20 protein-coding genes are annotated in these 19,314 nt (G+C 55.8%); 11 read left to right on the top strand and 9 right to left on the bottom strand.

Features of this window, described 5'->3' with window-relative positions; translation table 11 throughout:
* Positions 1–56: 56 nt before the first annotated feature.
* From V6942_RS12475 to V6942_RS12445, 7 genes are read right to left on the bottom strand one after another with little or no spacing between them, the layout of a single operon-like run.
* Positions 57–2,153 carry a flagellar biosynthesis protein FlhA gene (locus V6942_RS12475; RefSeq protein ID WP_106924874.1) on the bottom strand — a complete coding sequence of 699 codons (2,097 nt, stop codon included), beginning with the start codon at positions 2,151–2,153 and terminating at the stop codon, positions 57–59.
* Positions 2,140–3,273 (bottom strand): flagellar biosynthesis protein FlhB, encoded by a 1,134-nt coding sequence (gene flhB / locus V6942_RS12470; RefSeq protein WP_333501305.1) that lies wholly within the window; start codon positions 3,271–3,273, stop codon positions 2,140–2,142. Before flhB ends, V6942_RS12475 begins: the two co-directional genes overlap by 14 nt.
* Entirely contained in the window at positions 3,273–4,046 is a 774-nt protein-coding gene (locus V6942_RS12465; RefSeq protein ID WP_106924876.1) for a flagellar biosynthetic protein FliR, read from the bottom strand. Before V6942_RS12465 ends, flhB begins: the two co-directional genes overlap by 1 nt.
* Positions 4,047–4,052: 6 nt before the next feature.
* Complete coding sequence (fliQ, locus tag V6942_RS12460) at positions 4,053–4,325, bottom strand: flagellar biosynthesis protein FliQ (RefSeq protein ID WP_061280600.1); 273 nt, start codon at positions 4,323–4,325, stop codon at positions 4,053–4,055.
* 2 nt (positions 4,326–4,327) lie between these two features.
* Positions 4,328–5,068: a flagellar type III secretion system pore protein FliP gene (gene fliP / locus V6942_RS12455; RefSeq protein WP_106924877.1), complete on the bottom strand. Its 741-nt coding sequence runs from the start codon at positions 5,066–5,068 to the stop codon at positions 4,328–4,330.
* Positions 5,065–5,463: a flagellar motor switch protein FliN gene (fliN, locus tag V6942_RS12450; RefSeq protein ID WP_106924878.1), complete on the bottom strand. Its 399-nt coding sequence runs from the start codon at positions 5,461–5,463 to the stop codon at positions 5,065–5,067. Before fliN ends, fliP begins: the two co-directional genes overlap by 4 nt.
* Complete coding sequence (locus V6942_RS12445; protein WP_106924879.1) at positions 5,456–6,340, bottom strand: FliM/FliN family flagellar motor switch protein; 885 nt, start codon at positions 6,338–6,340, stop codon at positions 5,456–5,458. The genes fliN and V6942_RS12445 overlap by 8 nt, the downstream gene beginning before the upstream one ends.
* 514 nt (positions 6,341–6,854) lie before the next feature.
* On the opposite strand from V6942_RS12445, the gene V6942_RS12440 reads away from it, so the two are divergent.
* The 11 genes from V6942_RS12440 to V6942_RS12390 all read left to right on the top strand — a co-directional run bounded on the left by V6942_RS12440 (position 6,855) and on the right by V6942_RS12390 (position 18,478).
* Positions 6,855–7,886: a sigma-54 interaction domain-containing protein gene (locus tag V6942_RS12440; RefSeq protein ID WP_106924880.1), complete on the top strand. Its 1,032-nt coding sequence runs from the start codon at positions 6,855–6,857 to the stop codon at positions 7,884–7,886.
* Positions 7,887–7,905: 19 nt separating this feature from the next.
* Positions 7,906–8,274, top strand: a complete 369-nt coding sequence (locus V6942_RS12435) for a flagellar hook-basal body complex protein FliE (RefSeq protein ID WP_106924881.1) — start codon at positions 7,906–7,908, stop codon at positions 8,272–8,274.
* A gap of 10 nt (positions 8,275–8,284) precedes the next feature.
* Complete coding sequence (gene fliF, locus V6942_RS12430; RefSeq protein WP_333501304.1) at positions 8,285–9,973, top strand: flagellar basal-body MS-ring/collar protein FliF; 1,689 nt, start codon at positions 8,285–8,287, stop codon at positions 9,971–9,973.
* Positions 9,945–10,970 carry a flagellar motor switch protein FliG gene (locus V6942_RS12425; protein ID WP_106924883.1) on the top strand — a complete coding sequence of 342 codons (1,026 nt, stop codon included), beginning with the start codon at positions 9,945–9,947 and terminating at the stop codon, positions 10,968–10,970. Before fliF ends, V6942_RS12425 begins: the two co-directional genes overlap by 29 nt.
* Before the next feature lie 3 nt (positions 10,971–10,973).
* Entirely contained in the window at positions 10,974–11,723 is a 750-nt protein-coding gene (gene fliH / locus V6942_RS12420) for a flagellar assembly protein FliH (RefSeq protein WP_106924884.1), read from the top strand.
* On the top strand, positions 11,710–13,029 hold the full coding sequence (gene fliI, locus V6942_RS12415) for a flagellar protein export ATPase FliI (protein ID WP_106924885.1): 1,320 nt from the start codon (positions 11,710–11,712) through the stop codon (positions 13,027–13,029). The genes fliH and fliI overlap by 14 nt, the downstream gene beginning before the upstream one ends.
* 6 nt (positions 13,030–13,035) lie before the next feature.
* On the top strand, positions 13,036–13,482 hold the full coding sequence (fliJ, locus tag V6942_RS12410) for a flagellar export protein FliJ (RefSeq protein ID WP_106924886.1): 447 nt from the start codon (positions 13,036–13,038) through the stop codon (positions 13,480–13,482).
* 5 nt (positions 13,483–13,487) lie between these two features.
* Entirely contained in the window at positions 13,488–14,921 is a 1,434-nt protein-coding gene (locus V6942_RS12405; RefSeq protein WP_223878912.1) for a glycosyltransferase family 2 protein, read from the top strand.
* The gene (locus V6942_RS12400) at positions 14,908–15,849 is read left to right on the top strand and encodes a hypothetical protein (RefSeq protein WP_106924887.1); all 942 of its coding nucleotides are present in this window, start codon (positions 14,908–14,910) and stop codon (positions 15,847–15,849) included. The genes V6942_RS12405 and V6942_RS12400 overlap by 14 nt, the downstream gene beginning before the upstream one ends.
* Before the next feature lie 77 nt (positions 15,850–15,926).
* A complete protein-coding gene (locus V6942_RS12395; protein ID WP_106924888.1) occupies positions 15,927–17,057 on the top strand; it encodes a hypothetical protein in 1,131 nt (376 codons plus the stop codon).
* A gap of 20 nt (positions 17,058–17,077) precedes the next feature.
* A complete protein-coding gene (locus V6942_RS12390; protein WP_333501303.1) occupies positions 17,078–18,478 on the top strand; it encodes a hypothetical protein in 1,401 nt (466 codons plus the stop codon).
* Between the two features lie 45 nt (positions 18,479–18,523).
* Here V6942_RS12390 and V6942_RS12385 read toward each other — a convergent pair whose 3' ends face one another.
* The gene (locus V6942_RS12385; RefSeq protein ID WP_106924890.1) at positions 18,524–18,961 is read right to left on the bottom strand and encodes a flagellar protein FlgN; all 438 of its coding nucleotides are present in this window, start codon (positions 18,959–18,961) and stop codon (positions 18,524–18,526) included.
* Between the two features lie 3 nt (positions 18,962–18,964).
* Positions 18,965–19,264, bottom strand: coding sequence for a flagellar biosynthesis anti-sigma factor FlgM (flgM, locus tag V6942_RS12380; RefSeq protein WP_223878915.1), 300 nt, complete (start codon positions 19,262–19,264; stop codon positions 18,965–18,967).
* Positions 19,265–19,314: the final 50 nt, after the last annotated feature.

Genomic DNA, 19,314 nt, shown 5'->3' with positions numbered 1-19,314 from the left:
ATTCCTGCTCCTGGATTCAACGCCTTAACTGACCAGCATTACCCGGTTGGGGGCATTTACGCCAGCGTGCCCACCACGTTCAGGTCGGCATCGTCCGGCACTTCATTGTATGACAGCACGTGTAGCCCGCTGGCAAACAGGCGTCCGTAGCGTGAAATGACCGGCCGTAGCTGTGGCGTCACCAGCAGCAGCGGCGGCAGGCTTTTTGCTTTCATCTGCTCATAAATCATCGGCATCGTATTTTGCAGTTGGGTCAGAATATTCGGGTCGACCGGGAAGCTGTCCAGCGCGACTTTGCCCGCCTGCTGTGCTTGATTAAGCGCCCCCAGCAGCATATTTTCCAGCTGATTATCAATGGTATATGCCGCCAACTGTGGGCGATCGCCGTTGATGTTGTGCACAATGGCACGGCGCAACGCGTAGCGCACGTCCGAGGTCAGCAGCACCGGATCTTTGGTGACCGCCGCGCTTTCCAGCAGGGTGGAGGCGATGGTGACAATATCCTTCAGCGAGACCTGCTCCAGCAGCAGCTGGCGATAGATACGCAGCAGTTGGCTGTAGTTGAGCGCAGCGTTTAAATCTTCCGCCAGCTTCGGTGCCTGCTGCGCCAGACGGGCGTGCAGATGGGTAATGTCATCATAGTTGAACAGTTCCGGCAGGTGCTCGCGCGCCACTTTGTTGACGTGCGTTGCCACGACGCTGGCGCAGTCCACAACCTGATAGCCCAGGTTTAGCGCCTTAGCCTTCTGGTCCTGATCGATCCAGACAATGGCCATGCCGTAGGCCGGGTCGGTATCCAGTACGCCGTCGATTTCACCGTAGAGCTCGGTACCGGGGATCGCCATCAGTTTGTCCGCGTTCACCTCACCCATCGCCGTGCGGATGCCGTTGATGTGAATAGCATACTGGGCGGGCTTGAGGCGGAAGTTTTCGCGAATGCGAATCTCCGGCAGCAGCACGCCGCACACCTCCGAAATGACCTGACGCACCCCGCGCACGCGTAGCGACAGCGGGCTGCCCTTGGACTCATCGACCATAGTCACCAGCTTGTAGCCGAGGTTCAGGCCAATTGGCTCAACCAGCGGAATGCTGTCCCAGGTAATCGCCGGGTTGGCGTCCGGCGCCAGCGCTTCGCCGATCGCCTCCATGTCCGTTTCCTGCGGTGCGGGCTGAACCGCTTTGCTTTGTCGCCATGCCGCGAACAGCAGCAGCGCGGTAAAGCTCAGGAAGGCGATATGCGGCATACCCGGCACGATCGCGAGGGTGAACATCACGAATGCCGCGGTGTACAGCACCTTCGGCTTGGAGAGCAGCTGGGTTTTGATTTCGTCGCTGACGTCGTTACCTTCGCTGACGCGGGTGACGATGATGGCGGCGGCGGTCGCCAGCAGCAGGGACGGGATCTGGGCGACCAGGCCGTCACCGATGGTTAACAGGACGTACTGGCGGAAGGCGTGGCTGGCATCGAGATCGTATTTAAAGATACCGATACAGATACCGCCAATGACGTTGATGATCAGTACCATAATGCCGGCGATGGCGTCGCCGCGCACGAACTTCGACGCACCGTCCATGGCTCCGTAGAAGTCGGCTTCTTTCGCCACTTCCTGACGGCGGGTACGCGCCTGCTGCTGGTTGATCAGCCCGGCGTTCAGGTCGGCGTCAATCGCCATCTGTTTACCCGGCAGTGCATCCAGCGTGAAGCGAGCCGACACTTCCGAGATACGTTCGGCACCTTTGGTCACCACCACGAAGTTGATGATCATCAGGATGATAAACACCACGAAACCCACAACGAAATCGCCGCCGATCACCACCTGGCCAAAGGCTTCGATAACCTTACCGGCCGCGCCTTCCCCCTGATGACCGTTCAACAGCACCACGCGCGTGGATGCCACGTTCAGCGTCAGACGCATCAGCGTGGTGATCAGCAGCAGCGTCGGGAAGATGGCAAAGTCCAGCGGACGCTGCATATTCACCGAAACCAGCAGCACGATGACCGCCAGTACAATGTTGAAGGTAAACAGGATATCCAGCATCAGCGGTGACAGCGGCAGGATCACCATCGCCAGCACGCAGAGAAGCAGGATAGGCACGGCAATCTGCGCCTTACGGAGCATGCCGAACATGTTGTGCATCTTACTGTTCGCCATTGGCTTTTAATACCTCTTGAGGAATGTCTATATGCCTGTTCAGGCTTGGTTTTTGCTCAGTGCGACCTTCGCGCCACGACTTCAGCTGCATGACGTAGGTCAGGACGTGAGCGATGGCGCGAAACAGCTGCGCCGGAATTTGTTGGTTGACGCGGGTGGTGTAGTACACCGCACGTGCCAGCGGCGGAAACTCCACCACTTCAACGTTGTGGCTGGCGCCCACTTCACGAATCCATAGCGCAACGTCATCAATGCCTTTGGCGACGATATACGGCGCTTCCGCTTTCTGCGGGTCATACTTCAGCGCCACCGCGTAATGGGTTGGGTTGGTGATGATCACATCGGCTTCGGGTACGGTGCGCGAGATTTGCCCCATCGCCATCTGGCGCTGGAGCTGGCGAATACGGCCCTTAATCTGCGGGTTACCGTCGTTATTTTTGTACTCTTCTTTGACTTCCTGCTTGGTCATGCGCATCTTCTTCGTGAACATGAACTTGCTCAACGGCACATCAAGCAGGGCAAAAATAACGATAACGGCGACAAAATAGCTGACAACGTGATGGAAAATACCGAATCCATGGCCGATGGCCTGATACAGATACAGCCGCTGGAGATGGAGGAGGCTGTCCATTTGATCGTGCACCATCGTGTAGATAACGGCGAGGATCGTCGCGCATTTCAGCATCATCTTCCCCACTTCCGTGTAATGGCTGGCGGAGAACATGCGCTTAAGGCCGCTGATGGGGCTGAGCTTCTTAAAGTCGGGTTTAAGTTTTGACGGCGTAAAAATCCAGCCTCCCGGCACCAGGCTGGCAATCATGCAGGCCATGGGAATGGGGATAAGCGTGGCAATAAAGCGCAGCAATACCCACAGGTTCAGCAGTAGAAACTGGTTCAAAACGTTTGGGTTATCGAGGTCTTGCGCCATCGTGCCGACGGCGGCAAACGACTCGCCAATCAGCTGCCGGTAATAGGGTAGAAAAGCGGTCAGGGTGAAGAATGACGCCACTAGCCCAATCGCCATGGTTAAATCTTTTGAACGGGGAATATCCCCTTTCTGCCGCGCCTTGCGCAGCTTCCCGGCGGTGGGTTTTTCGCTTTTATCGCCGCTGGAGGCCATTACTGCACCCTTATGGCGTCGAGTTTCGCCAGAATTTCGTTGGTCAGATTGAGATAGTGGTCAGGAATGTTGGTGACCAGCATCGAAATACACAGCAGGCCAAACAGCATGCTGATTGGGAAGCCGAGGGAAAACAGGTTGAGCGTCGGCGAGACGCGGTTCAGCAGGCCGAAACCGCCCTGTACAATCAGCATCACGAAGGTGGTGGGCAGCGCGATCAGCGTGGCGGAGGCCATGATCCAGCCGAGCCCCTGGCCTATCAGCATCAGCGTTGGCTGGTTAATGGCCTGGCCGATAGGCCAGTAGCTGAAGCCTTTAAACAGAATCGTTACCAGCAGCAGGTGCCCGTCCATGATAAAAAACAGCAGGGCGCAGAAGACGTAGATGATCTGCGAGATAACCGTCGTCGAGCTGCCGTTGACCGGGTCGTTCATCATCGCCATCCCGAGCCCCATGTTCATCGACAGAATATTCCCCGCCGTTTGCAGCGCCACAAATACCAGCTGGAGCGCCATGGCGAAGAAGAATCCCCACAGCAGCTGTTCGCCGATCAGCAGGATTGAGCGTACCGACAGCAGCTCATTGAGCACCACGTTATTGGGCAGCATCGGGGTAATGATGATCGCCAGGGCCATCGCGGTGCCAATTTTAATGCGGCGCGAAAAGACGCGGTTATCCAGCACCGGCACAAAATGCAGGAACGTGAGGATGCGGAAGAATGGCAGTACGAGCGCCATTATCGGCGTCCACAGCGTCTGAATATCGATTCCCATTGTGGCTTAACCGACCAGCGCCGCCGCCTGATGGAAAATCTGGACGGTAAAATCGACCAGCTGCGTCAACATCCATTTTCCGGCGAAAATCAGCACGCCGAGCGTGACCACCAGGCGCGGCAGGAAGCTCAGCGTCTGTTCGTTAATCTGGGTGGTGGCCTGGAAAATACTCACGCACAGACCCACCAACAGGCTCGGGATAATCGCCACGGCGGAGATCAGCAACACCAGGTGAATGCCGGAGGCCATGATGTCTCCCGCGGTGTCCATATTCATCATCGCTACAATCCTTGTACGCTGGAGGTCAGCGTGCCGACAATCAGCGTCCAGCCGTCGCACAGTACGAACAGCATCAGCTTAAACGGCAATGAGACAATCAGCGGTGACAGCATCATCATCCCCATCGCCATCAGAATACTGGCGACAATCAGGTCGATAACCAGGAACGGGATGTAAATCATAAAGCCAATCTGGAAGGCCGTTTTCAGCTCGCTCAGCAGGTAGGCCGGGGTGACGATGGTCAGATCCTGCTCGCGGGCATCGCCTTCAATGCCGGCAATGGTCATGATTTGCGCCATCGCCTTATTGTTGGTCTGCGCCAGCATGTAGCGTTTCAGCGGCGCTTCGGCGTTAACCAGCGCCTGCTTGAGGGTGATCTGGTCATTCTGGAATGGCTCGATGGCGTCGGCGTAAATGGTGGTCCATACCGGGCGCATCACCAGCAGCGTTAAGGCCAGCGCGATGCCGGTGAGGATCTTGTTCGGCGGACTCTGCTGTAATCCCAGCGCCTGGCGCAGAATCGCCAGCACGATGATAAATCGGGTGAAGCAGGTCATCATCAGCACCATGATCGGCAGCAGGCCGAGCAGGGTCATCAGGATCAGGATTTCAATTTTGACGTTGTAATCCTGCCCGGCGCCGTTTGCCGTGGTGCTAAAAAGCGTGATGTCGCCGTTCGCCGCCAGCACGGGCTGTGCGAACAGCAGGCCAATCAGCAGCAGCGGATAAAACGCGCGGTTCATCGGGTCAGCTCGCCCAGCTCTTTGGCGTTGAATTCGATAATACGCAGGCCGTATTTGTCATTCAGCACCACCACTTCCGCTTTACCGAACGCAATACCGTTGACCTTGATATCCAGCGGTTCGCCGGCCATTTTATCCAGCTCAATGACCGAGTCACTGTTCACCGCCATCAGCTCGGCCAGCGAGATATTGACGGAGGAGACCTCCAGCGTCAGCGTTACCGGGATACGGCTGAACAGCGCCATGCGACGCACGTCAGTCAGCGGCGTATTGCGTGTTTCCGGCTGCAAATCGTGGCGGATGTTGCCTTCAACCATCTCGTCCTGGGTCATATCGCTGAGGTTCAGGTCGTCCAGATCCAAGGATTGGCTCAGTTCTTGTTGTAAATCACTCATAGGGCTTCTCGATTGTCTTGTCATGGATATCGCATAAGAAAAGCTTGCTGCGATCTTCGGCAATAGTGGCTTCAAAAATCTGCTCTTTACCGATAAATACCGGTAAAGGGTCATTAATGGCGATCGGGATAATGTCGCCGGGCTTGATGTCGGCAACCTGGGCGACGGTCAGGTTGAGGCTGGCAAGGCGGCCGTCGAGCTTCAGCGGCAGGCTGTCGAACAGGCGTTCGATCTGCGCCGGGCTCAGGCTGACGCTTTTTTCTACGCCGCGCGCGCTGTTATCCGGCGCGCGCAGCGCCGCCAGCATCTGGTCAATATGCGGGCTGTCGAGCAGGACGCTAAAGCTGCCGTGGCTGTAGCCTTCCAGAGTGAAGGTAATGCACCAGGCCCACTGATTAATCACCGTGGAATAATCAACTTTAATGTCCAGGTCTTCACCAAATGTCTCTTTGCAAATAATCAGCGAGGTCAGCTCCTGGCCCAGCTTGCTTTTCAGGCGTTCTTCCGTTTTGGTGATCGGTAACGATTCATCCGGCTCAATATGGCTGCTGTCTTTACTCAGACCATAATAATCATGGAGGATGTTCAGTAATAATATTCTGTCGATTACAAAGGCAATATTCCCATAAGGCGTAGAGAATATCTGTGCATTTTTATAATGCTGATCGATAGCAAAGGTCATGGATTCTAACGCGGCATTAACACGTAGCTTCTTCAGAAAATAAATACTCAGGCGCGCGTCCAGAATGTCAAAGCTGTCGTTCATTAATTTCGGCAGCTTATGCCATGGGCGACCAAGTTTGCTGACATCAAGTTTTACCAGGTCAGGGAGACTATCCTGCTGATGAATTCTGATTCGATGTGAAGCTGAGTACATATTTATTCCGGTTTGATAACGTTACCTGATGTGAAAAGAGTGCACCGCGATATTTATTGATCACGGTCACGAATTTTTTTCCTGGAAGCATTTGAGTTTTGAGAAAGTTGTGACGCTTTACATCAACATCGAAGCTTCATCGCGAGGCGAGAACCCGAATGCCTTTTATTCAGGGTGTGAATTAGACCTTTCCTTGACTATTATTGCAAGTATCCATCAGTTATTAATCCATTATTTTTCCGCCTTTGCGTTGATTAATAAATTCTGTAAGTCTATGAAATTAAAAGATTAATGTTTTAATATTCATTAAAAATGAGACAATTCTTAGTCGATGGGTATACTAGGCAACATATTTTCACGGAAGGAATCTTTCCTCGTGATAATACCGCAGTCTTTAATCTTTATTAGCATTATAAAACGCTTTTAATCTTCTATGTAGCAAGGTGATTGCAGCGCACGTTTAATAAAGATTTAGCGCGTTATCTTTTTTGTCATTTTTTACTGGTACTCCAAAATGAGCATTATTATTGAACGTGAAGATCGTCATGGGGAAGGCTTTGTCGCCGCATCTCCTGCCAGCGTGGGCGTAATCTCATTAGCTCGACGCGTTGCTAAATATAATGTGTCTGTGCTGGTGACCGGTGAAACAGGAACCGGAAAAGAGTGTGTCGCTAAATATATCCATGAGCATGCCTGCGGCAGTGAAGCCCCGTACGTCGGGGTTAACTGTGCCGCTATTCCAGAGAGTATGCTGGAAGCTGTTTTATTTGGTTATGAAAAGGGTGCGTTTACCGGTGCGGTCGCCAGCGTGGCCGGAAAATTCGAACAGGCGAACGGTGGTACGCTGCTGCTGGACGAAATCGGCGATATGCCGCTGCCGTTACAGGCAAAACTCCTGCGCGTATTACAGGAACAGGAAGTTGAACGTCTGGGAAGCCATAAACGTATTCCGCTGGATATTCGCCTGATTGCTTCTACGAATAAAGACTTACAGCAGGAAATTGCCGAAGGACGATTCCGTCAGGATCTGTTCTACCGTATTTCCGTCGTGCCTATCCATATTACGCCGCTGCGCGAACGTAAGCAGGACATCCTGCCTCTGGTGCAGCGTTTTATCGCCAAATACCGTGCCTTCCACAAAGGAGAGGTTCGCCTGAGCGACGATGCGCGCAATGCGCTGTTGGGCTACGACTGGCCGGGCAATGTGCGCGAGCTGGAGAACGTTATCCAGCGCGGCATGATTCTCGGCAACGGCGATGAAATTAAAGCCGCCGACTTTGGGCTGGTAGCGCGCGTGCCGCTACCGGAAACGCCGGCCGTGGGCGTGATGCCCGCTTACCGCGAGCAGGACAGCGGCAGTTCCGCCATCCGTGATGTGAAGCTGCACGGCCGCCTGGCGGAGTACCAGTACATTATCGATCTGCTTAAGCGCCATAAGGGCAATAAATCCAAAACCGCGGAGTTTTTAGGTATTACGCCGCGCGCTCTGCGCTACCGCCTTGCGTCAATGCGTGATGAAGGCATTGATATCGAATGTTATTCCTGAGGCCAGAAAGGAACAAATAATGGATAAGATTGCCGCCGCAGGTATTAACACCGCGCAACAGGCGCTGCTGGAGCGTATGCAGCAGACGGCGATGCTGGCGTCTGCCGGCTCGGCCAGCGCCGCCCAGACGATTGCGCCCGCAAACGGCGCGTTCGCCAGCGCTAACCCGGTCTCTTTCTCCCGCGTGTTAAACAACGCCATCGACAACGTTGACGCCCTGCAGCACAGCGCGGGCGCCAAACAGACCGCCATTGATATGGGTCAGAGCGACGATTTAGCCGGCGCGATGATCGAAAGCCAGAAAGCCAGCGTGGCCTTCTCGGCGATGATGCAGGTGCGCAATAAGCTCAACAGCGCGCTCGACGAAGTGATGAATATTTCGCTGTAAGGTCTGTACCGTGTTAAACAAAATCAAAGCTCGCCTCCCTGCCATCTCTCTGCCCACTGGCGTAAACAATCCTAAGCTGCTGGCGATTGCCGGCGGCGTGGTGCTGGCTATCGCCATCATTGCGTCGCTGTGGAACCGCAATCAGGGCTATGTCGCGCTGTACGGCGCGCAGGAACAGGTGCCCGTTTCCCAGGTTGTGGACGTGCTGGGGGCAGAAAATATTGCCTACCGCATTAACCCTGACAACGGCCAGGTGCTGGTGACCGAAAATAAACTGTCGCAGGCGCGTATGGCGCTGGCGGCAAAGGGCATCAGCGCGGCGACGCCGGACGGCTACGAGCTGATGGATAAAGAAGAAATGCTCGGCAGCAGTCAGTTCATCCAGAACGTGCGCTACAAGCGCAGCCTGGAAGGTGAGCTGGCGAAAAGCATTATGGCGCTGGAGCCGGTAGAGCACGCGCGCGTGCACCTTGGGTTGAGCGAGTCCAGCTCGTTCGTCCTGACGAATAAACCGAATAGCAGCGCCTCGGTCGTGGTGCAGCTGCGCTATGGGCGACAGTTAGATGAACAACAGGTCGCCTCTATTGTACAGCTGGTTTCCGGTTCGGTGCCGGGCATGGCGGCGGGTAGCGTGCGGGTGGTCGATCAGGCGGGTAACCTGCTGTCGGACGGCGTCACCGGCCCGGATGGCAGTATTGCCGGCAAGCGTCTGGGTGACGACGTTACGCAGCGCATTCGCGAAGATACCAGTAAAAATATCGCCAGCCTGCTGACTTCATTGGTGGGCGCAGGCAACTACCGTATCAGCGTGGCGCCGACCGTAGACCTAAGCCGCGTGGAAGAAACTCAGGAGCGCTTGGGTAAAGATCCGCGCGTCAGCGATGAGCAGCTGAGTCAGGAAAACACCACCAATGAGATGGCGTTTGGCATTCCCGGCTCGCTGAGCAACCGTCCCGTCAACCAGAACCCGCAGGCCGCGGCGGCACAGGCTGCCGGTGCAGCGGCTCCGGCTGCGGCAACGACGGCCGCAAACAACACCAGCGATCCGCGTTCCCTTACCAGCCGTAGCCAGGAGCAGCGCAAGTACGCCTTCGACCGCGATATTCGCCATATCCGTCACCCCGGCTACAAGCTGGAGAAACTGAGCGTGGCCGTGGCGCTGAACCAAACGGCGCCCGCGCTGGCGAATATCGCCCCTGAGCAGTTGACCGCGATTACCCGTCTGGTGGAGAGCGCCGCCGGGATTGATAAACAGCGCGGCGATGCGCTGACGCTGGACGTACTGGCCTTTACCGCCCCGGTGAACGACGGCGCGCTGAGTCAGAAATGGTGGAAAGACCCGGATATGCAGTACTGGGGGCAGAACGGCGGCATTGGCCTGCTGGCGCTGCTGACGCTGCTGTTTGGCGTGCGCCCGCTGGCCCAACGTCTGGGCCGTCGTGAGCGTCTGGTCAATGAGGTTGAGCAGAATGACAAAGACCTGCTGACCGATGAATCTGACGTGGTGCAGGACAGCCTGACCGGGTTGCCGAGCACGGCCTTCAATAACAATGATGATCTGCTGCCGCCGCAAAGTTCCGGCCTGGAAACCAAAGTGGAGTACCTCCAGGTCCTGGCCCAGAGTGAGACTGAGCGCGTAGCGGAAGTTCTGAAACAATGGATTAACAGCAATGACCGAAGCAACAGTAAGTCGGAGTAGCAGTTCGGGTAGCCGTAGCCGCCTGGAGCAGGCGGCCATCCTGCTGATGAGCGTGGGTGAAGAAGCGGCGGCGCAGGTGATGCAGAAGCTGAACCGCGAAGAGGTGGTGCTGCTAAGCGAAACCATGGCGCGTTTGCACGACGTAAAGGTCAACCACGCGCGTCAGGCGATGAACAACTTCTTCTCTGACTATCGCGAGCAGAGCGGCATCAACGGTGCCTCGCGCTACTACCTGCGCAGCATTCTGGAAAAAGCGCTGGGCGGCGAAATCGCCCGCAGCGTGATTAACGGCATTTACGGCGATGAGATCCGCTATCGCATGGCGCGCTTGCAGTGGGTCGATACCCCACAGCTGGCGGCGCTGATTGAGCAGGAGCACCTGCAGCTGCAGGCGGTGTTCCTTGCCTTCCTGCCGCCGGATATTGCCGCCAGCGTGCTGAGCGTGCTGCCGAAAGAGCGTCAGGACGAAATCATCTACCGCATCGCGCGGCTTGATGATGTTAACCGTGACGTCATTGATGAACTGGACCGCCTGATAGACCGCGGCATTGCGGTGCTGTCCGAGCACGGTTCGAAGGTGGCAGGCATTAAGCACGCCGCCAACATCGTCAACCGTATTCCGAGCAATCAGCAGGAGCTACTGGAGCAGCTGCGCGAGCGTGACGAAAGCGTGGTGGACGATTTGCAGGACGAAATGTACGAATTCTACATCCTCAGCCGCCAGACGCCGATGACGCTGCAGCGCCTGATGGATGAGGTGCCTATCGACGAATGGGCCGTTGCGCTGAAGGGCACCGAGCCGGTGCTGCGTCAGGCCATTTTCAACGTTATGCCAAAACGTCAGGTGACGCTGCTGCAAAGCACCACCACCCGTCTGGGGCCGGTGCCGGTCAGCCGTATCGAACAGGTGCGTAAAGAGATCATGCAGACCCTGCGTCAGCTGGTGGAAGAAGGCGAGATTCAGGTTCAGCTGTTCGCCGAGCAGACGGTGGAATAAGCCATGTTCAAAAAACGGAGCTTCCCGCTGTCCGCCGCTCGATCGACCGCCGTCAAGCCGCAGCTGCATCGATTTCCGCCGCTGCGTAAACGCTGGGCGACCCCCGATGCGCCGCTAGAAGACAACGCGGTGGCGGCGCCGGACCCGGCCGAATATCAGCAGCAGCTTGAGGAAGGCTTCCGTGAAGGCGTGAGCCAGGGCTTTGCGCAGGGACGGGAAGAGGGCAAAGAAGACGGTTATCAGGAAGGCGTACGTCTGGGCTTTGAAGACGGGATGCGTAAGGGCCTGGCCGACGGTAAACAGCAGGCTCGTCAGCAGTTCCTGGACGCCGCGGCGCCGTTTGAGCAGATGACCGCCAACGTGCAGCAGTTTCTTGACCGCTACGAACAGCGTCGTCGCGAAGAGCTGATGCAGCTGGTGGAAAAAGTGACGCGGCAGGTGATTCGCTGCGAACTGGCGCTGCATCCGACCCAGCTACTGGCGCTGGTGGAAGAGGCGGTGACCAGCCTGCCGCAGCCGCCTGAGCAGGTTCGCGTCCTGCTGAACGCCGAAGAATTCCGCCGCATCAGTGAAGCGGAGCCGGAAAAGGCCCGCGAATGGGGGCTGACCGCCGATTCGGCGCTGGAACCTGGCGAGTGCCGCGTGGTGACCGATACGACCGAGATGGACGTTGGCTGCCAGCATCGCCTCGATCAGTGCATGTCAGTGCTAAAAGACAACCTGCTGCCGGAAACCGCGCATGAGCAGCCTTGATTTCGAGCAGGCGCTGCGATCGATTGAGCAGATCGATCTGGCGCGCGTTGCCGGGCGTCTGGTGCGGGTAAACGGCATTCTGCTGGAGTGCGTGGGCTGCCGTCTGGCGATTGGCCAGCTGTGCCATGTTGAAAGCATCGAGCAAGAAATGATGGACGCTCAGGTCGTCGGCTTCGACCGTGACGTCACCTACCTGATGCCGTTTAAGCAGCCTTCCGGTCTGATCGCCGGTGCGCGCGTGTTCCCTGCCGGGAAAAGCGAAGGCGTGATGATTGGCGACCAGTGGCTGGGGCGCGTGGTGAACGGTCTGGGCGAACCGCTGGACGACAAAGGCAAGCTGGGCGGCGACACCCTGTTGCCACAGCAGCTACCGCAGGTGCATCCATTAAAACGCCAGCCGGTGGAAGCACCGCTGGACGTTGGCGTACGTGCGATAAACGGCCTGCTGACCATCGGCAAAGGCCAGCGCGTGGGGCTGATGGCGGGCAGCGGCGTAGGGAAAAGCGTACTGCTGGGGATGATTACCCGCTACACCCAGGCTGAAGTGGTCGTGGTCGGGCTGATCGGCGAACGTGGTCGTGAGGTCAAAGAGTTTATTGAGAACGCCCTGCAGGCCGAAGGGCTGGCGAAGTCGGTGATTGTTGCCGCGCCTGCGGACGAATCGCCGCTGATGCGTATTAAGGCCACCGAGCTGTGCCACACCATCGCCAGCTACTACCGCGATAAAGGCAAAGACGTGCTGCTGCTGGTGGATTCATTGACCCGCTACGCCATGGCACAGCGTGAAATTGCGCTGTCGCTCGGCGAGCCGCCGGCCACCAAAGGCTACCCGCCGTCGGCGTTCAGCATGATCCCCCGGCTGGTGGAGAGCGCGGGTAATAGTGAAAGCCGCGGATCGATGACGGCGCTCTATACCGTGCTGGCGGAAGGGGACGATCAGCAGGATCCGATCGTTGACTGCGCGCGCGCGGTACTCGACGGTCATATCGTTCTCTCGCGCCATCTGGCGGAGGCGGGACACTACCCGGCTATCGATATTGGCCAGTCTATCAGCCGCTGTATGAGCCAGGTCACGAGCCGCGATCATCAGCTGGCCGCACGTACGCTCAAGCAGCTGTATGCCGAATACCAGAGTATTAAGCCGTTGATTCCACTCGGCGGTTACGTGGCCGGGGCCGACCCGCTGGCCGACAGGGCCGTGCGGCTCTCGCCGGCGATAACGCAATTCTTACAACAGGAAGTTCAGGACGCAGCGTTAATGGATGCCACCATTAATGACCTGCGCACGCTGGCGCAAGCAGGGTAATGCACGATGAGCAAACTGATTTCTACGCTGGAACAGCTTCACCTGATGCGCACCCGCGCGGTGGACGATCTTAGCGCGAAGCTGGCGTCGCAAAAGCAGGTCTGCCAACGCTTTGAGAAGAATATAGATGCGCTGACCTCGCTGGCCTCCGGGCTGGCGTCGCAGAGCGTGAACAGCGCCGTCATGATGATCAATCAGTCGAAATATAAACATAATATTCAGCGTGTTATCGACTGGCAGAAACAAGAGCAGGCGCTGGCAACGCTTGAAGCCAATAAAATTCAGGGCAACCTGCTGGCTGAGGCAAAGCGCGAGAAAAGCCTTGAGCTGGTGCTGGATGCTAAACGCAGCGACCGCCGGATGGAGCTCAACCGTCGGGAGCAAAAAATGACGGATGCGGTTTCTGCCCAGTGCTGGCTACGCCAGCAGCAGGCCGCGGCACGGCAGCGATAATTGTGATGAAAACCGCGAATAAAACGAACCTGATGTCCGCGCTGATTGCTCGCCAGCAGCGTCCGCGGCCGCAGACAACGCCGTTTGTCAGCGTCGTCTGCCCGACCTACAACCGCCGCGAGTTTCTGCCCTATCTGCTCTATATCTGGCAATACCAGGACTATCCGGCGGACCGGCGCGAGCTGATTATTCTCGATGACTCCGCAAGCAGTAATGCCGATCTTGTTGAGATGATGAGCGATCCGGCGACGCCGAACGTGCGCTATATCCACAGCCCGGCGCGCCTGACGCTGGGCAATAAGCGCAATCGGCTCAATGCGCTGGCGAAAGGCGAATACATCATCTGCTTTGATGACGATGACTACTATGCGCCGGATAAAATTTCTTATCAGGTGGCGCAGATGCAGGCCAACCGCGCGCCCTTCTCCGGCAGTGACCAGATCTATATCTGGTATAGCCATCTGGACAAAATTTACCTGACGCACCCGTTCGGCCAATGTCACGCGCTGAACGGCACGTTTGGTTATCACCGTAGTCTGCTGAAAACACACCGCTATGACGATGATGCCAGCCGAGCGGAAGAGGACGGTTTTCTCAAAGGGTTTACGACGCCGGTTCAGCAGCTTGATCCGCAGCGGGCCATCCTGTGCATTTCGCACAGCAGCAATACCTACGACAAAGACTACATCCTGGACACCTCTACGGCCGTGGACCTGACGCTCGATGATTTTGTCAGCGATGCCAATCTGCTGGCGCACTATCGCCGTCTGAGTACCGCGCCGCTTAATGCGCAGGTGAACTGGTCGGTGTTTGAGAAGGTGGCCGTTCTTTACGATCCACTGCAGGCATCAGCGCTGTCCTCACGCTGTGAGGCGCTGCTGGCGCTAGGCGTGCAGGCCGGCCAAATCTGGCCGGTGGCGAAAGTGGCTGATGAACGCCAGACCCACGTTCAGGTCATCGCGCAGGCGAAACGGCAGGGCTGGCGGAACGTGGCGCTACTGGATGCCGAACTGCAGTTCGTCAGGAAGGAAAATGCGGTCAACAACATCAACAAGCTGCTTAATGGCCTGGATCAGCTGGACTGGCAGGTGCTGCTGCTCGGCGGCCGCTATGACAGCTTCCGGCCAACCCAGTCTTTACAAGGGGTGGCGCGAATCTATAACGCAGGCTGCGCGTGCGCCTACGCGGTGAATGCGAATTACTACGACACGCTGCTGGACGCCTATCAGGATAAGACGACACACCCTGCCAGCCTTGATAGCTGCTGGACCACCCTGATGAGCCAGCCATCGCTATGGCTGGGCTTTAGCCCAAGTTTCGCCTTCTTACAGCGTCATTCGGATCCTGCCACCGGCGAACCGATTGACTGCACCCACTGGTTTTTCCGTAAGCATCGGGAAACTGTGCCCGTGAAAGAGAATGAACATGGAACTGATTGAACATTATCACCCTGAATTTGTTTCGCGTTTTGATGCGCGAGAAACGCCCTGCGACTGTCCTGCCTGTCAGCAGGCTGAGGAAGCGTGGCCGCACATTAGCGTGAAGCTGAAAAATCAGCAGCGCGAGACGCTGGATATCGGCTGTGAAACGGCGGCCAAAGAGATGTTGTTCAACCCGGAAGCCTTCATTCTGCACACTGCGCAGGCTGCGCCGCAGAGTGATGATCTGCTGAGCGCGTGGAGCGAGGTGCTTAACCAACAGTGCATCAACCTGGCGGTGCATCCGGCGTTGACGCTGGACGTCAGCCTGTACGCCATTGGCGTGCTGCTGAGCAAAGCGCAGCAGCATCATGACTGCGGGGAAAGCGACCCGGCGCTGCTGGTGAGCCTGGGCGAGCAGCTGGCTACGCTGGCGGAACAAGGCGTACTGGCGCAGCAGTTCGCGATGCTGCCGCCGATCGCGGAAAATCGTATTGCGGCGTTAAAAGCGATGGGCACGATGCGCCTGAATCTGAACCTGCCGATGGTTGAGAAAATGGGGATGACGTTGAAGCTGAGCGAGCTGTCGATCATGCAGCCTGCCCGACTGGCAGAGCGTCAGCAGATGCTGGATGCGGCCTGGTCCACGCTTACGCTGTTTAATCATCAGCCGCATACTCTGCGCAATATTCTTATTTATCAGCTGTATAGCGATATTTTCCCCGGCGTAGGCTGCACCAATTACGGCGAAGCGCTGCTGGGTCTGGCGCGCCAGTTCTTCCACATCAAAATGCTGTGCGCTATTCGCGCCGAGCAGGGTGAGCTGACCCAGGACGACGTGGCGCTGCTGGTTAGCGCGCTGCGCGGCTGGCAACAGCAGAACCCGCTGACGGCGGAAGAGGGAACCTCTTCCGACTATAGCCTGCTCTGTGGTTTAGCATTGTTGTAATGCCATGCGTCACGATGCCGGGGCATTCCGGCATCTATCGTCCTCGCCTTTGAACGTAACAACCTGATAGGTTCGCCATGGTCATGTTTTTGATTGAGGGGATCAACTACGCTCAGTTCTTCTCTCGTATTGTTAACGCCCTGCCGGAACAGAAGCAAAAAGACGCGATCTTTGTTTCCCGGGATCGGCCGATCTGCGAATTCGTGAAGCATCAGCTTCCTCAGTGTCAGGTTATTCAGATTCCGATTTTCACTTCAGCGCCCGTCGAGGCGGCGTTTCGACAATCCAGTCCTCGGCTGGCCAAACGGCTTGGAAAATCGCTCGAGGAGTGCTTTGAGTATGTTGTGGGTGGCGGTGAACGAGAGGTGTGCTGGCAAGTACTGATGTCATGCTTCGTGTTCATTAGTCAGTTTGACCCCGCAACGATTTCGCGTGTTGTGATGTGCAGTGGCTGCGGAATTGGCGCAAAAGCGGCGAAAGCATTCTGTGAGATGACGTCGATCCCCACGCAGTTTGTAGAGCTGGCGAATCTACCGGACAAGATTTTTGTCGACCCTGAAGGTACCAACGCGCATTCCCGGCTGGCAATGACGCCGGAGATTCTCGATCGTTACCCGGCGGTGGATGAGGGTATGCATCAATCCTGGATGGCGCATTACCATACCTTTAAGTCGCGACCGCCACGCCAGGCTCTGGGAAACGCGCTGGCAGACGTTATTGAGGCAAGTTCTCAGCATAAGGTTCTCAATACCGGGATACCGTATCTTTTTGTTCCGCTCCAGGTTTCAACTGATGCGCAGCTGTGGCTGTATTCCGACTTTAAAAATGAAGATGTGATTCGATATGCGTTACATCTTGCAGAACAAAGGGGCTACCACGTGGTGGTCAAGATTCACCCGGCTGAGCCAAAGCGCGAGGAGGTGCAACATATCGTGCGGCTCCAACAAACGCTGGGCTTTATGTTATCAAATGAACTGACGACTGAACTTATCAAGCAATCTGAAGAGGTTGTGACGATTAACTCGACGGTAGGCCTTGAAGGGTTATTACTGCATAAACCGGTCACGGCGATCGGCCATTGTTTCTATAAAACATTCGATTATGAAAGGTTGAAAAAGTATATCCATCACTACCTTTTTGATGGCGTTGATTTTTTTAGTAATGAACCTATTGCGCGTAATACGGCCATCGCGTTTCTGAACCGTTAATGCCTGGAGTGAATAATACGATGGGGCAAAACCCGGCGATTGCTGATGAACTGGCTTTCCTGATCGAAATTAAAAATCTGGCGTTAACGCTATCCAGAAAAAAGGATGATGCGGTTATTGATGCCATTAAACAATGCGTTCTGCTGTACCAGCACTTTATTCCTGAGGGAAAACCTGCGATTGATTTTATCGAGCAGTTAATTATCACCGCTGAAAAAGAGGCGACTGATAGTGAGATAATCTCTTTTTCAGAATATTTGTCGACCTTCTGGCAATGGATGGTACAACGTCGACCATGGGATTTTGTTTATGTTGGTACTCGGCAAAATGTGGCGCTGATAGAGGGTATTCTGGATAAGGAATCCCTGCGCTGTGCGCGGGTTATCTACACCGATGAGGGCGCGGCGGAAGACTTATTGGCTGTGTCGCCGTTATCTCGTCCAGTACTGCTGGTGGACAATCAGGGTGAGCGCCACGTGGGCAGCGAAAATGGACTTGGGCTTATCAACATTGAAGCGGCGGCTGCATGCGCTGGTCATCTTGACGGTTTTCTCGGCGTTATCCGTCAGCATATTGATATGGTCGGGATCCTCAATAACAATCTGCAAAAGCTGAACAGCCATCCTCAATTTAATAAGGCGATCCTCGGTTCGTCTTTTGCATATTACGGCATGCACGATGCGCTATTGAATAACTCGGTGAATCTATCGATTGCGAGCGGTGATGCAACGTACAATAAAACGTTGGTCGAGCACTGCATTACTGCGTGCAATGTGCGAGATTTCGTCATCGTGACAGGCTTTTTCGAACTCTTTCATGAGCTCTCAAAAGGGGCCAATAGCTATTTTCATTTGGCTTCCTGTTTTTTTAATGAAAATAGTATTCCGTATGATTACCGTCGACAATCAGCGTATAAACGGTTCGCCTTTCATTACGCGCGTGAACCGATCGTTGATTTGCTCAATATTGATATTGTTGCATGGGCAGCAAAGCGTGAAATTGCGGGGTTACGCCCGCACGTCTCATTAAAACCAGAAAAAAAAATCACTACCACTTCCCATTATAGTCAGGCTCTGGCGCGTCGTGAGGCTGACTATTTTGCCCAGTTTTATGATCGTGAAGGGGTCGCCGAATACAATAAGCTCATCATCCAGCAGATGGTTGAGCAGGTGAGCGTCGCTCAAGGGCATATTTATTTCGTTATTCAGCCCTTTACTCCGCAGTACAACGCATTGTTCCATAAGGAGATGCGGCAGCAGACGAAAGCGTTCCTGAGCGCTATTGCCGATAATGAATCCGTGTTTTTTATCGACATGTCCGAAGATCGGGATTTTGAGCCAGAGGATTATTCCGATGCGCATCACTTGAACTTTCGCGGTGCCAGGAAACTGCTGCGTAAGCTGGAATGGCTTCAGCTTTAGATCTGCATTCGTTGTCTGGCAAGGCGAATTTGCCAGACAACGATCCTACCCCTGCTGGTACAGCCAATTCTCCGGCGCGCTGGCATTCAGCACATTCCCCAGAATCTCCTGCTGCATATTCATCAACGCGCCGTTGTAGTCGTTGGCAATCTGGCAGTCGGCGGCCTGCTGCTGCAGCCCTTGCCAGAGGGCAGAAACGGAAGGCTGATGGGTGACGGGGAGGCGGGCGATCAGCGTTTTCATGCCTTCGGTGTTGGGATCGATGCCCAGACCGTTCAGATGCTGGTAGCGCTGCTGGCTGCTTTTCGACAGCTGCTGGTACAGCGCCATAATCTGCTCGTTAACCGCGTCCAACGACGCGGCGTCGCGTGCCACAATATGGTGGCGCTGCTTCTCAAGAAGGGCGGCCAGGGCGGGGTAGCGCTTGCGGTCCTCGGTCATGTCCTGAATCAGTGCTTTAACGCGCTGGGCTGCGTGAGTCATAAATTACCTCTGAAAATACTTCTGCATTGCGTCAGTCAGCGCATCAACGTTAACGCTGATTTTGCCGCTGCTGATGGCCTCTTTCATTTCGGCCACGCGCGCCATGTCCACTTCCGGCAGCGTGCTCAGCTGGGTTTGTGCATCGCCCAGTACGGGATCGATGGCGGCGCTGCGCGTCACGCTGGAGCCTTCCTGCGCCACGGTGCGGGTTTGTTCCGCGCTGCTTGCTTTATTGATTGCGGTGGTCAGGTTGTACTGTGTCGCGCTAACTTTCATCGCTTCGCCCTCGTTTTGATTGTTTATTGTGGTTGCGTATGAGCCTTGCCCTGCGGAAGCAGGACTTCCTGCGCCGT

The sequence above is a fragment of the Kluyvera genomosp. 2 genome, from assembly GCF_036759865.1.
GTDB lineage: Bacteria > Pseudomonadota > Gammaproteobacteria > Enterobacterales > Enterobacteriaceae > Kluyvera > Kluyvera ascorbata_B.
Note: the sequence above shows the minus strand (reverse complement) of the source record. Positions and strands in the feature narration are given on the sequence as shown.